The organism is Fodinibius sp. Rm-B-1B1-1 (genome assembly GCF_038594945.1).
In the GTDB taxonomy this organism is placed as follows: domain Bacteria; phylum Bacteroidota; class Rhodothermia; order Balneolales; family Balneolaceae; genus Fodinibius; species Fodinibius alkaliphilus.
On record NZ_JBCFYD010000001.1, the window covers coordinates 956,851 to 971,082 of the forward strand.

At 39.5% G+C, this 14,232-nt stretch carries 9 protein-coding genes; 5 read left to right on the forward strand and 4 right to left on the reverse strand.

The features are described from left to right. The first annotated feature begins 4 nt into the window (after nt 1–4). From AAFH98_RS04405 to AAFH98_RS04425, 5 genes are all read left to right on the forward strand, one after another. Nucleotides 5–922: a hypothetical protein gene (locus AAFH98_RS04405; protein ID WP_342521469.1), complete on the forward strand. Its 918-nt coding sequence runs from the start codon at nt 5–7 to the stop codon at nt 920–922. 149 nt (nt 923–1,071) lie between these two features. Continuing rightward, nucleotides 1,072–1,887 (forward strand): DUF4382 domain-containing protein, encoded by an 816-nt coding sequence (locus AAFH98_RS04410; RefSeq protein ID WP_342521470.1) that lies wholly within the window; start codon nt 1,072–1,074, stop codon nt 1,885–1,887. Between the two features lie 182 nt (nt 1,888–2,069). Then, nucleotides 2,070–2,612 carry a type IV pilus modification PilV family protein gene (locus AAFH98_RS04415; RefSeq protein WP_342521471.1) on the forward strand — a complete coding sequence of 181 codons (543 nt, stop codon included), beginning with the start codon at nt 2,070–2,072 and terminating at the stop codon, nt 2,610–2,612. A gap of 12 nt (nt 2,613–2,624) precedes the next feature. After that, a complete protein-coding gene (locus tag AAFH98_RS04420) occupies nt 2,625–3,257 on the forward strand; it encodes a hypothetical protein (RefSeq protein WP_342521472.1) in 633 nt (210 codons plus the stop codon). Between the two features lie 18 nt (nt 3,258–3,275). Continuing rightward, nucleotides 3,276–4,415, forward strand: a complete 1,140-nt coding sequence (locus AAFH98_RS04425) for a hypothetical protein (protein ID WP_342521473.1) — start codon at nt 3,276–3,278, stop codon at nt 4,413–4,415. A 20-nt stretch (nt 4,416–4,435) separates the two neighbouring features. On the opposite strand, the gene AAFH98_RS04430 is transcribed toward AAFH98_RS04425, so the two are convergent. The 4 genes from AAFH98_RS04430 to AAFH98_RS04445 all read right to left on the reverse strand — a co-directional run bounded on the left by AAFH98_RS04430 (nt 4,436) and on the right by AAFH98_RS04445 (nt 14,115). After that, the gene (locus tag AAFH98_RS04430; RefSeq protein ID WP_342521474.1) at nt 4,436–7,774 is read right to left on the reverse strand and encodes a PAS domain S-box protein; all 3,339 of its coding nucleotides are present in this window, start codon (nt 7,772–7,774) and stop codon (nt 4,436–4,438) included. Between the two features lie 12 nt (nt 7,775–7,786). Continuing rightward, nucleotides 7,787–8,221, reverse strand: coding sequence for a response regulator (locus AAFH98_RS04435; RefSeq protein ID WP_342521475.1), 435 nt, complete (start codon nt 8,219–8,221; stop codon nt 7,787–7,789). Nucleotides 8,222–8,287: 66 nt separating this feature from the next. Continuing rightward, nucleotides 8,288–11,977: a PAS domain-containing protein gene (locus AAFH98_RS04440; protein WP_342521477.1), complete on the reverse strand. Its 3,690-nt coding sequence runs from the start codon at nt 11,975–11,977 to the stop codon at nt 8,288–8,290. A gap of 632 nt (nt 11,978–12,609) precedes the next feature. Continuing rightward, nucleotides 12,610–14,115 (reverse strand): sodium-dependent transporter, encoded by a 1,506-nt coding sequence (locus tag AAFH98_RS04445; protein WP_342521478.1) that lies wholly within the window; start codon nt 14,113–14,115, stop codon nt 12,610–12,612. Nucleotides 14,116–14,232 lie beyond the last annotated feature (117 nt).

Genomic DNA, 14,232 nt, shown 5'->3' on the forward strand with positions numbered 1-14,232 from the left:
TATTATGAAGGATTTTAAACAACATATAAACGTTCTTACAGTTTTGTTATTTGTCTGCATTAGTTTGAGTGTCACAGATAGTGCACTTGGGCAAGCCGGTGATTTGAATACCTTGCAGGAGCGAGCGAAAAAGGCTGGTATTGAACAATCTATCATCGATGATCTCAAGGTTCGTAAAGAATCTCGAGGACTCACGAATGAGCAGTTGATAGCAATTATTGAACCTGCTGTAGCACTTGCAGAGGATAATCTACCAGCTAATCATGTCTTGCAAAAAGCACTCGAAGGATTATCAAAAGGAGTGCCCGATGCACAGATTGTGCCTTATATAAATAGTATGGCTAATGCTACACGTCAGGCAGCTGGCGTTGTGGATCCTTGGCTGGAAAATCCTGGAGTCAAAAAAATGGTAGAGGCAGAAGACCATCGCGCTGGGCCTAATAGTGTTCGAAACCGGATGGTAGAATCGTCCTCCAGGGCGATAAATCAAAATATTTCTCCGGATGAAGTTAGCCAGCTGCTATCTGATATAGGAGACAAATCTGTGATGTCTAAGACTACGCCATCCAATATCATTTCAGCGATGGATATATTGCCGGATTTACCTATGCAGGATCAGCCTCAGCTTACTCGGTCATTTGTTATCCGGGCTTTGAAGGGCGGTTTCGAGGCGGCAGAATTCCAGAAATTGCCAATGGCCTTAAATATGGCTCAAAAACGAAGTCAAATTCCTGCCGCAAATATTGTTGAGGGAATAGCAAATCAATTGCAACGTGGAACACCGGCTCAAGATATCTTGCGAAATCTGTTTGATGGAAATATCGGAGGGGGACCGCCAGGAAATATCCCAAAAGGAATGGAAGATAATCCCGGAAGAGGCAATAATGGTAATAGGGGCACGGGCAACAATGGAACGTTGTGATAAATACTCTTCCTATTGTTATTGGCAGTATGATTTACCCCGTGCATCAAGGGGAATAAAATAAATTTGAAAAAAGTCAGTAACCATTCAGCATCTCGGTCGTCATATGTTCTAATTTAACACCAATAATAAATCTACAGGTGATTATTATGACGACAGGAAAGATACGAAACATACCATTTGTACTGTTATTAGCAGTAAGTGTGGTTTTTATGGGATGTAATAGCGGGACGAATGCTGATGGAGATACGGGAACGATGGAAGTTTTAATGCATGATGCCCCGGCAGACTACGATGAGGTAAACGTTTTTATAGAAAGCGTTGAAGTAAATAATAGCGATAATGAAGAGGGATGGGTAGAAGTTAATAGTCCCCAGCAAAGTTATGATTTGTTAGAGCTTACTAATGGGGCCACCGAAGTACTGGGATCTGCGGAGCTCCCTGCTGGTACCTATGAACAAATACGACTTATTTTAAGTAGTGACGGTCACAGTGTGGTTATTGACGGTCAGGAGCATGATATGTTTGTCCCCAGTGGAGAGCAGACTGGCGTAAAGCTTAACGTCAATGCAGAGATAGAGCCAGATATTACCTATACCTTATTGTTGGATTTTGATGCAGCCCGTTCTGTGGTAGTAAGAGGAAATCAGCAATCTGGTGAAGATTATTTGCTAAAACCGGTAATTAAGGCAACTAATCAAGCGGTAACCGGAAATATTGCAGGAGTGGTTGAGCCGATTGAAGCGAATCCTTTTGTATATGCTATAGCTGGTGAAGACACGCTTTCGTCAACAAAAGCAGATACATCTAACGGTGAGTTTAAATTAATTGGACTTGAGGAAGGTACCTACACGGTATCCGTAGATCCTACCAACGAATCATTTGCCACCGAAAATGTTGAAGACGTTGAAGTAACGGTAGGTGAAACAAATGAACTTGGCACGATAACGGTTTCTGAAAATTAATAGTTATACATGGCAGTTCGTGCTGTGAATATATAATCGCATACTTTTCTAGTCCGTTGAGTGAAATCATTTTCACTCAACGGACTCTATATATTAAAAGAGAAATATTAGAATGAGTGATAGATTTTTGACGAAGCATTAATTTTTTTTAATGTTAAAAATGTAAATAGGGATTAGGGCTTATGATAGGTTACGGTGAAGTTTTCCAGACAATTGGAGCAATGGTGATTTTTTCACTAATTCTGCTCAGTGCCACCAGTATGATCCAACGAAATACGTACATGCAGGTGGAGGGTGAATTAGAGGAAGAGGTGATAGCGTTAGCTCAAGATGTGATCGAAGAAGCGCGTACTCAGGAATTTGATGAAGTGAGTGTTGAGGCAACTGCCCCACCAGCAGATATTCCCGGAAATTTTGCTACGTCATCTGATTTAGGACCCGAAGCAAATGACGATGAGAATAGTGATAATGATATTAAACGCCATGAATTTGATGACTTTGATGACTATAACGGATGGGAGGATACTATTACAACTGAGCAGGGCGAATTTAACATCAGGGCCGAAGTATTTTATGTGGATGAAACTGATTTTGATTCTACGGGTACCCAAACCACGTTTAAAAAATTACGAGTGCATATCACCAGTAAATTTTTGAATAGAAATAACTCTGGGAATCCTACCAATTATAAGTTGGAATTTATTCGTAATTATTACGCTGATTAGCGAGGTGATATTATGAACATGGGATTAATTACCAGTTATATTATCGGTGGTATCTTGTTGATTGGGATTCTTGCGCTAAATATGTCCGTCTCACAGAGTTCTACCGCATTAACGTTGACCCAAACAACTCGTGAAAAAGCCAAGGGGGTCCAGGAGATATTGACCCATGACATTCAAAAAATGGGATATAATAAGGGGGGGAAGACAGCGACTATTTTGGAAGTTGCTGAAAGCGATAAAATTCAGTTTCAAAGTAATATTGATGATACGGATGCCAATCCCAATAGTGATGTAGAGCGTATAACCTGGGAATTTACAGATACCTCGTTAGATAATGGCAATCCTAATACGTTTGTGTTGATGCGTACGGTAGAACACCTCGACACTGGTGATATTGAGCAAACGCCCATACGGTTGGGAGTGGCCAATTTTGAAATAAGATATTTTGATGAATATGGTAAAAAGATAAGCGAATATATGGCCACGCCGTTGTCATCATCAGAAAGGTCTGATGTGCGTCAGCTATATATAAAATTAGAACTGCAGAGCTCAGGAAAGGTTTATCAAAATACCAGCGGCAATGGAAGGTATGTGCGTACAATATGGGAGAAGCGATTTTCACCGCCAAATTTAGAAAACATTTAATTCATAAAAGGTATTGTTATGGGTAGAGCAATGTTAATTATTTGTGCCGGGCTGTTGGTTTCGTTCGGAATTGTAGCAATAGGAACATCAGGACAGGGTAAACTTTTGACCCAAAAAACGGTTGAGTATGCCCAAAAAACGCAAGCGCTAAATGCATCACATACTGCTATTCAAATAGTTATGCAGGAAATTAATGACAAGGGCATCGAAAATATGGACCAGCAGTATGTGGATGATAAAAATAGTAACAATTCGTGGACATCATCCAAGGTCAATGATGCAGATATTGTGTTTTCAATAGAGTTTTTGAATAGCGACTGGGAAACTAATCCCTATTTCGAAGAGGATAGAGTGCGCTTGGTTTCCCAGGCTACTTATGATGACAAGTATCAGGCCAACGTAGAAAGTGTGTACGAAGTAGCGCCCTTTAGTAACTTGGTGCCAAAGTTTAAATCATCGCTTTCTATTGCTACGGATAACTTTACAATTAGCACTGATGGAAGTGCCAGTTTAAGTGGGAATTCGCCATCGGCTTGTGAGGATGGTGATCAGAGTAAGCCAGCTATTTCAGTGCTGAATGAAAACCTGGAAGATAATGTCCAATCAGAAACGAATGATATTGATATAGAAGGTGATCCCAAGGTGGCTACAGACAATGATTTATCATATGAGCCAACGGATGAACTTATTGAAAGATTAGCAAATACAGATGGTGTGCAAAAACTATCTGGCAATACAGATGATACGCTTGGCACCGCAGATAATCCTGGAGTATTTTTTGTAGAAGATGGTACTCTGAAACTTACTGGTAAGCAAAAGGAAGGCTATGGGATTTTGGTAATACGAGATAATGGGAATATGGAATACGAGGGGGACGATGGGGCAACACTGGAAGTTGCCGGTAATTTTGAATGGAATGGACTTGTTGTTTTTGAAAATGCGTACAATTTCGATGGAAATGGAACGCCAACAATTAATGGTTCGGTATTGGTAGGTCATACTGATAGTGACGATACTATTAATATAGATTTAAATGGGAATATTCATATGCAGTATGATTGTCAAGCAGAGACTTATGCAAAGATGGCAGCGGCAGGTGCTGTTAAGCAGAATAAGTATACCCGTGTGGTTACTCTTGAGGAAACATCAATGAAGTAATGTAATGGGAGCTTGGTTCATTACATTAAATGGGAGCTACCAATACCTTTGGGCTCAGATTTTTGAAAGGACAGGCTGAACTTTGTACCATTACTCAGAGAATTATAAGCGTAGTCTGCATCTAACTGTTGAGCAAGGGTATCAATCAATTTAAGTCCTAAGGTTTTATTTGTCATCATTGTATTAAAATTAGATGGCAATCCTTTCCCATTATCTTTTACTGTTACTATAACTTCTTGGCTTTTTTCACGGACAGAGACCGTCATTTTACCATCATCTCCTTCCTCAAAAGCATGTTTTAAGATATTGGTAATAACCTCGTTAATAATTAAAGAGCAAGGGATGGCTTGATTAATATTCAGGTCAACAGATTGCAGGTTATAATCTACCGTAAGGTCGAAATCCGTTTGGAATGTGTTAGATATTTCACTGACCAATTTTTGAATATTTTCATCAAAGTTAAGCCTTGAAAAGCTTTCTGACTGATATAATAGTTCATGAATAGAGCCCATGGTTTGAATACGGGCAACGCTATCGAATAATTGTTCGCTAAATTTTTTATTTTCTGTCTCGTATGCTTGGAGCTGTATCATGCCCGAAATAACTGCTAAATTGTTTTTAACACGGTGGTGAATTTCAAGCAGCAAGGTTTCTTTTTCTTTGAGCGATTCACGAAGTTCATTTTCATGTTTCTTTTGCTCAGTTATATCCCTGCCCACACAGACCCAATAGTGTGTTTGGTTTGGTCCCTTTACGGGAGTCATTGAAATTCGAACCCAGAACTCTTCACCACTTTTTTTGTAGTTAATCAATTCTGCTTCGTAAGACTCCCAACGGTCCATATGTTGTACCAGTTTGTTTTGTTCCTCTGTGCTTGTTTTAGGACCAGTTAATATTTTGAGTGTTTTTCCCTTTGCTTGGTCTTTGGGATAGCCAGTCATATTTGCAAAAGCATCGTTTACATACAGAATTTCACGGCCTGGCAAGTCACTTGGTTGTGCCTCAAGAATGGCAATTGATTCTTTTGTGCTGGCAACAGCTGATTCAAACAATTGAAGCCATTTTTGCTCTTCACGTTGCTGGGTTACATCCTGCATGGCCCCGATAACTCGAATAGCATTATTATTTTTATCTGAGACAACAAATGCACGGTCGTAAATATGTTTATACGTTCCATCGGCTGCTTCAAAGCGGTATTTTAACTGAAGACGTTCGGTGCCATTTTCAATAGCTTTCTCAAGAGTATCTAATACCTGTTGGCGATCATCAGGATGCAATTTATCACGCCACCATTGCCCAATTTCTTCCACCTCTTGTTTTTCGTAGCCAAACATGGCATAAATATTCTGATTGTATTCAATGGTGTCTTTGTCAAGGTCCAAGTCCCAGATTGTGTCGCTGGTAGCTTTTGAAACAATTTCGTACCGTTCTACACTTTCACTAAGTTCACGCTGACGTTCAATTTGTTCGGTAACATCTTTTTGTATGGCAATAAATCCATCGCAATCACCATTGTTATCAAAAATGGGGTCAAGCGTTAGGTCAAACCAATATTTATCACCCGTTTTGGAATAATTGAGAACGACTTCTTGTAGTGGTTTTTTGTTTTTAAATGCCTTAGAAATACGGCTTAGGGTTTGCTCCTGGTTCTCTGGCCCTGTAAGAATATTTCCTGGTGATTTACCAATAACTTCATCAAAATGATAACCGGTCATTTTTTCAAAGGCATCGTTCACCCAAGTTATTCGTTCATTGGGATCTGTCATAAAGATGACATCTGTAGTTTTTGAGGCTACTAAAGCTAACTCCTCCAGTTTCTCTTCATATTTTTTCCGCTCCGTAATATCCTGAAGTGATCCAATCATACGAATAGCATTACCACTATGATCTCGGATAACAAATCCACGTTCAAAAACCGTGGCATACGAGCCGTCATTTTTTTTGAACCGGTACTCCTGTTCCCATTTCGATCGATCAGAGCTTAAAAAATTGTTTAAGCTTTCCTGTGTTTTTTGAAGGTCATCGGGATGGACATGATCTGCCCAGTCTTTGATCGAATAGGCATCTTCATTGATGTCTAAGATAAATTTTTCGTGGAAGCTGTCGTCCCATTCAAAAGTATCTTTTTTAATATCCCAGTCATAAACGACATCATCAGTAGCCTTGGTCACATATTCATACAGCTCAAGGCTGTCCTGTAACTTCTGTTTTCGTTCAATTTTTTCCGTAACATCACGAGAGTTGGCCACAAATCCTTCTACCGCGGGATTATCGAACATACTTGTGTAGGTTGTCTCTACCCAGCGCCACTCCCCGTCAGCATTTTTAAACCGGTAGGGGGCAACTTCAACGCGATCATTTTTATCAAGATTTTTAACATGTTCTTGTATACGTGCCCTGTCATCTGGATGGACAAACTGGTAGGCGTTTACTCCAATATAGTCTTCGGGATGCATACCTAAGACATTTACATAGGTTTGCGATAAGTAAGTAAAGTTTGCCTCTCGATCAAGGATGGCAATGAGGTCACCTCCATTTTGGACCAGAGACTTAAACCGTTGTTCGCTGAGGGCAAGCTGCCTTTCTGTTTTAAGACGATCTGTCACATCATCAGCAACAACTATTCGGGCTTCTTGACCCTTAAAAGTTATAAAAGTGCTTTTAATGTTTACTTTAATTCGGGCGCCATTTTTTTTCTGATGAGTGTGTACGCCACTTTCAAAAATACCTTTGGTTTGTAGTGACTTTTCAAGCGTTTCTTCTAAGTCAGGAATTTCTTCTTTGGGGCGTATATCCCTGATAGTCATTGATAAAAATTCTTTTCGGCTATATCCATAATGATCAATAGCCCGCCGGTTGACATCCAAAATATTGAGTGTCTTAATATCGTATACGAATTTAGGTTGAGGGCTTAACTCAAAAAGATCGCGATATTGTTTTTCAGATTCCCGAAGTGATTTATTAATACGATTTCGTTCAATGCTATACGAAATGCTTTTTGAGAGCAGAAAAGAATTCAGTTCATCTTTAAGGAGGTAATCGGCGACCCCCATACTTAATGTTTTTAAACTAAACTCCTTATTCTCGTATCCAGTTAAAACGATAACGGGTATATCGCCTGAAAGGCTAACAATATCACGTACCAGCGTTTCACCACTTGCATCCGGCAGGGTAAGATCAAGCAGAATAATATCATAGGAGGTGTCATTTTGGATAGATTCTTTAGCCTCAGCAAAGGTAGAGACACGATCAATTTCAGTACCCGATGATTCTTCCATCAGGTATTCCTGGATAAGGACAAAATCCCCTTTGTTATCCTCAATGACTAAGATTTTAGTACCTTTATCCAATGGAGCCATAATTAAACGAAGTTACTTAACTTTTGGAGGAAGTTGTACAATGGAAATCCAAAAATCTTCAATAGTTGATATTACTTCTATAAAATTATCAACATCAACCGGCTTGGTGATATAGCAATTGCTGTGGTTATCATATGCTTTTTCGATATCAACTTGATCGGAAGAAGTGGTAAGCATGATAACCGGAATTTGTTTAAGCTCATCACTTTCTTTGATGTGTTTTAGTACTTCATGACCATTAACCTTTGGAAGATTAATATCCAGTAATATTAAGTCTGGCTGTTCAGCATTTTCGTAGCCCTCGTTTTGTTCTAAATATTGAATAGCCTCCCAACCATCTCTTACAATAGAAATTGAGTTGGCAATTTTACCTTCTTCCAGCGCTTCGGTTGTGAGAACAATATCACCTTCGTTGTCTTCGACTAATAATATATGTATGGGGTTCATAGAAATAGCACTTAATAATTAATCCGGGAAATTATGCTCATCACTCTTTTGATAGTTTTTAGCAAGTTAGTATTTGCGAATGGTAAAGTAAAAAGTACTGCCTTCACCTTCTTTAGAATCTACCCATATTTCCCCACCGTGTTTTTCTACAATTTTTCGGGATATGGCCAATCCAATGCCTGTTCCTGCATATTCTTCCTGGGTATGGAGGCGTTGGAAAATAGTAAAGATTTTATCTTGAAACTCTTTTTTAATGCCAATACCGTTGTCGGTTATTGAAAATTTCCAATAGTTGTTGTGTTCTTCGCACGAGATATGGACCTCTGGAGTGGTATCTTCTTTAGTATACTTTATGGCATTGTTAAGTAGATTTTGGAAAACTTGCTGAATAGGAGTTTGAGCTGCTTCGATGGTGGGTAAGTCATCACAGTGTATGATAGCACTTTTTTCTTGTAAGCGAGTGTGTTCTAATTTTTTGATTTCGTCAATCAGCTTATTGAGATTTACTTCCTGCTTTTTGTGATCATTTTGGTCAATACGGGAGTAATTAAGCAAATCTAAAATAATACGTCTCATGCGTTGAGACCCATCTACGGCAAAGTCAATATACTGTTGTGCTGTATCATCAAGTTTATGGGCATATTTCTTCTCGAGACGTTTTAAGAAGCTTGATACCATGCGAAGAGGTTCTTGCAGATCGTGAGAAGCTACGTATGCAAATTGCTCCAGCTCCTTATTAGCGGCGGCCAGTTCTTCGGCATGATCTTCTAACTCTTGGTTGAGTTGTAGGAGTCGTGCATGCGATTTTTTTTGTTCCGTAATATCTCTGAAATATACCGATAAGCCTGTTTCGGAAGGGTAGGCATTTACCTCGAACCATTTGTCGAGCGGTGGGTAATGTTCCTCAAATTGAACGGTAACTTGTTCTGTTAGTGCTTTATGATATTTTGGGTAAAAATCGAGGGTTATCGCATCATCATAAATCTCCCATAGGTTTTCACCCAATATTTGTTCACGAGGCATTTCTAAAAGTTCTTCTGCCTTATTATTCCAGTAGGTTACAACCCAATTCTCATCGAGAGCAAAAAAGGCATCATCAATGCGTTCCAGTATTTGTATTTTTTCCCGTTCCGCCTCTTTTTCAGCGGTTACATCAACAACAGTCGAAATCATCAGGTTTTGATCAGGCAGGGGAATATTTTTACTGTTAACGATCCGCTGGTCACCATTCTGTGTTGTGATTTTGATGTTAGACCACTGCATTCGTTCTGGATCACCACTTTGAATATCAGTGAGTATCTGATCCTTTATTTGCTCTCGGTATTCTCCGTCCGGATATACTTTTTCAAAGAACGTATCCTTGTCATTTAAAACCTTCTCAGGCCAGCCGTATATTTTGCTAAACTGTGGGTTCATCAAAACTTTTTTTCCATTATCAATTTGGTTAACGGCGATACCGATAGGAAGGTTATTAAGGGTAGTTTCAATAAATTCGTTGCGTCGTTCAAGCTCCAGCTCCGAAGTCTTTCGGTCATGGATATCCTGGTAGCTGCCATAGATACGTACACATTCTCCGTCTATAAACTCTGGTTGTCCAATACTGCGAACCCATCGTTTATTACCTGTAGCGGTTTTGACCAAGAGCTCGAGATCGAAAGCAATACCCTCGTTAATGGCTTTGTCGATAGATTTTTGAATACGCTTCCGGCTGTTGGGCTCATAGAATTTAATAGCTTTTTCGAGGGTTGGATTATAATCTGGTTTAACCTCTAAAATTTCGCGGGTCATTTCCGACCAGAATACTTGTTTAGACTTATCTTTGGTTAGGTCAATCTCCCAGCTGCCAACGCGGGCCAACCGATTTGTTTGATTAAGGAGTAGCTCCAGTTCTTTTTTCTCGGTGATATCTTGCACTGTACCTTCAAGCGAAATAGGGGTACCATCGGAAGCAGTTTCAATTGTCCCCATCACCTCTACCCATTTATACGATTTGCCAGGTAGCAATATGCGGTGTTGAAAATTTAGGGGCTGATGATTAGTTAATGTTTTTTCATTTTCTTTGATGAAAGCATCCCTGTCATTGGGATGCATATGTGTAAGAATAACATCCATATCAATGGGTTGATTCGGGTTGATCTCCCATATATCATAGGCTTGTTTAGACCAGTAGACCTCATCTGTTTGTAGGTCAAGCTTCCAATAGCCAAGTTTGGCAATATTTTGGGCAGCCTTCAGTTTCTTGTTGGTTTCTTTGATCTTCTTTTCGTATTCCTTTTGGTCAGTGATGTCAGTTAAAGAACCTACAATGGCTACGGTTTCTCCGCCTTCTACAATTGGAGCCTCGTTGACAAGAACCCAGATGATGTCTCCATCCTTTTTCTGAAGCTGGAGTTCAAATGGTGGTTGTGTTTGACCTGTGTAGATAGCCTGTTGTGTATATTCGAATCCCTTTTTATTAATAGGATGATCGGTAGCAAACTCCGTCCATTTCTGTTTGGCTTCTTCGGGGGGGTATCCTAAAAAATCTTTTGACTGTGGACTTACATAGCTAAGCACGTGATTTGTATCATGGCGATAGAACATATTGGTGCTGTGTTCAACAACATCGCGAAGCTTTCTTTCTACTTCTTTACGCGCAGTAATATCTTGCGTGCTCCCATAAATACGAACACAAGTTCCATTGCGGAATTCAGGTTCGCCAACGGCGCGAACCCAGCGTTCATTCCCACCTGCCGTTATTATCTTGAGCTCAACATCAAAGGGGGTACCGGTTTCTATTGCTTGTTCTATAGCGTTAGTTATTTTTCGCCGATGGTCATCTTCCTTATAGAAGTCAAGAGCCGTCTCTAAATCAAGTTCAAAATTTTGATCAACTTCATGCAGGCTTTTAACAGCATCCGACCAGAAGAGATTATCGTGGATTAGGTCAAGTTCCCAATGACCAATATCAGCAATTTCATATGCTTTATCGCGTTGAAACTCGGTTTGTTTTTCTTTTGAAATATCAACCATTAATCCACGCAACTGGCTGGGCTGGCCGTCCTCATAAATTACGGACACGTAATCTCTGATCCAGACTATCTCATTATTAGAGCTAAGCATCCGGTATTCAAAAGAATGATCGTTCCCCTGCTTTGTTTGATGGTGGCAAAACTTGGTAGCTTCTTCGCGGTCTTCGGGATGAATGTGATTTTGCCAAAAGTCAGATGTGTTTAGCCACTCTTCAGGAGAGTAACCCAGTATGTCATTAGCTTGTGGGCTTATATATTGAAATGCAAAAGTATCAGCATCAGCTTCCCATACAATACCATTTACCGACTGGATGAGCGATTCGTATCGACTTTGTGTTTCCTCAAACCTCGATTGTTGAGCCTTGTGTTCTTCATAGTTGGTAATTTCTCTGATAATAGCAGGGCATAATCGGCTGAGGTCGTTTTTCATTACGTAGTCTGAAGCCCCCTTTAACATAGCATCTACGGCTTTATCTTCACCAATAGATTCTGATACTAAAATAAATGGAAGATTGGGACTGTTTTCTTGTACATAAGTAAGGGCCTCAATACCGGTGATGTTGTGCAAGTCATAATCACAAATAATGAGTTGGGGAGGAGCTTCTTTAAGACAGTTGATCAGCTCTTGTTTTGTGGATATTACCTGCAGTTGGATATCAGAATCTACCTTATTGAGTTCCGCCTTTATCTGTTTTACATCCTCGTCGTCATCCTCAATTAGTAGTATTTGGTATGATTGTCCCATGATAGTACCAACTTTTTAGCTCCACTGTGACGATTATGATTAATAAATTGCCAGTTAGCAGAATGGTACCTTCTTATAGGATTTCATTAACAGACTGGCTAACAAACAACAATATTGATGCTACTTTATATTTATACCCCATTAAAAAGCACGTAGTTATTAACAAATATAAAAATTCTCTAATCTTATTATAATACGGCGGGGATAATAGTTCAAGAACAATGGAGATAAATTTCTACAAAGCAAAAATATCAAGGCCGTTATATTAGATCCATCAGTAATTATTAGTTACAGAGAAGGGGATAATTATTGAGAAAGGTATATTAAAGTACTGTCTCAACAAACGTCTTATCCGCGAATTGCACGCATGCTTAGTCTATAAGTTGTACACCGATGAAAACAAAATTGGTGTATTACGGCTTGAATTTCAGATGTTGTATGGTCTTCGATAAGAAATAATGGAAACGGATATTAATACTTGCATTTACGTGCTCCTTGGTACTATGAGGTCCCCCTATTTTACATGTCGGCAGATGGAGCGGAAGAAAAATATTTGGTTGTCCCTTCCACCTTATTTCAGAAATAGTTGTGGTGCGTGTGTTTTTTGCAAAGACTATCAGCTGTTTTATAGATCAAGCAGGGGAAGACTTTTCAGAAATAGTTCCATTATAATAGTAGAGAAGTCCCATAATTATTCCCCACTGGACTACTATAGTAGCAACAGAGAATGCACTGAGAGGGTTATACCAAGTGTTTGGCGCATAGGTGGAAATACTTAAATAAATCCACCAAATTAGTAACGAGATAACTTCGACCGGAACAACATACTTAATAATTACTTTCCACCAACCACCGAGAGTATATTTTTCTTCTCCATTATTTACAATTTCTGATCTAAAACGTTCTGGTCCAAATCGGATAACAGCAAAAGACATAAAAGCACCGGATACCATTAGCCCAACAGACCAAACAAAATCTTGATTAGCCAGAATATCTACCGATAAAGCTGAAGGCAACCCCATAAAAAAGCCGGTCAAGCAGATAAAAATTGTCGCTGTTTTTCGGGGAAACCCCATATCTACAAACACACGACTGGCCAATTCAATCATTGATATCAATGAGCTAAAAGCAGCAAATGTCAAGCCTAAGAAAAATAGAATCGAAAAAAACTTCCCCCATGTCATCTCATTAAAAAGTTGTGGCATCCACATAAAAGTAAGACCTGTTGATGCGGGGCCAGAGGTTTTCATTATCTCCAGTATTTCAGCATTGTTCATCGTACTTCCCAAAGTTCCAAAAACTGTTGCGAAAATAGTCATGGCAGCAAGAAGTGAAACAATATTATTGCCAATACCTGTTTGAAATGCACTAATTGTAATATCATCCTTGGTACGCATGTATGCACCATATGTCAAAATAAGCCCCCAGGCAGCCCCGGTATCCCAGGCGTTTTGGGTTAGTGCTTCGAGCCATAGACTTGGCTCTAAAAGTGTTTGCCAATCGGGGGTAAATAAATACTCTAACCCCTGAATACTACCTGGAAGTGTAACGGCACGAATTAATGAAATTACAACGACCAAAAGTAATGAGGGAATTAGAATTTTATTGATTCGTTCTATTGATGAAATGCCTTTTATGACAACAAGTCCTCCCAACCCCATCATAATAGCATGAAAAACAGAAGGCCAGAATGAACCCTGAAACCCTTCCCAAATCATATTGGCTTGTTGCATGTTTTCAGGGAGACTGGATGTGATAGATTCGACTAAATAGAATAGAGACCAACCTGCAACTACGCTATAGTAGAACATTATTGCAGTAGCAACGAAGCCTATAAAGCCTCCCATCCACCCATATTTTTTGCCTACCAACTTAACAAATGAGCCAATTACCCCTTTTCTCCCATATCTACCAATCCCGTACTCTGCAATAATAAGGGGGATGGAAAATAAGAAAAGACAACACAGCCAAGCGATTAAAAAAGCGCCACTTCCTTCTTCACCACCGTTTTGTGCTGCAATACGGGGGAATCGCCATATATTCCCTGTGCCTACTGCAATTCCCAATACGCTTAGGATTAAACCCAATTTGGTAGAAAATAAGGCCGTACTACTCTCACTCTTTTTGTCGGTGTTCATGTTATGGGCTTGTGTGTGTCTGTTCCAATTGGCTAAACATATAAATAACTAACTACTATGAATTATTGAGGATATCATCAAACCGTTCTATGGTTAAACTTTGTAAATGATAATCAT

Excerpts from the sequence above, each read along its gene's own strand:
- AAFH98_RS04445 (WP_342521478.1), bottom strand. The coding sequence starts at position 14,115 with ATGAACACCGACAAAAAGAGTGAGAGTAGTACGGCCTTATTTTCTACC.
- AAFH98_RS04435 (WP_342521475.1), bottom strand. The coding sequence starts at position 8,221 with ATGAACCCCATACATATATTATTAGTCGAAGACAACGAAGGTGATATT.
- AAFH98_RS04420 (WP_342521472.1), top strand. The coding sequence starts at position 2,625 with ATGAACATGGGATTAATTACCAGTTATATTATCGGTGGTATCTTGTTG.
- AAFH98_RS04440 (WP_342521477.1), bottom strand. The coding sequence starts at position 11,977 with ATGGGACAATCATACCAAATACTACTAATTGAGGATGACGACGAGGAT.
- AAFH98_RS04415 (WP_342521471.1), top strand. The coding sequence starts at position 2,070 with ATGATAGGTTACGGTGAAGTTTTCCAGACAATTGGAGCAATGGTGATT.
- AAFH98_RS04405 (WP_342521469.1), top strand. The coding sequence starts at position 5 with ATGAAGGATTTTAAACAACATATAAACGTTCTTACAGTTTTGTTATTT.
- AAFH98_RS04430 (WP_342521474.1), bottom strand. The coding sequence starts at position 7,774 with ATGGCTCCATTGGATAAAGGTACTAAAATCTTAGTCATTGAGGATAAC.
- AAFH98_RS04425 (WP_342521473.1), top strand. The coding sequence starts at position 3,276 with ATGGGTAGAGCAATGTTAATTATTTGTGCCGGGCTGTTGGTTTCGTTC.
- AAFH98_RS04410 (WP_342521470.1), top strand. The coding sequence starts at position 1,072 with ATGACGACAGGAAAGATACGAAACATACCATTTGTACTGTTATTAGCA.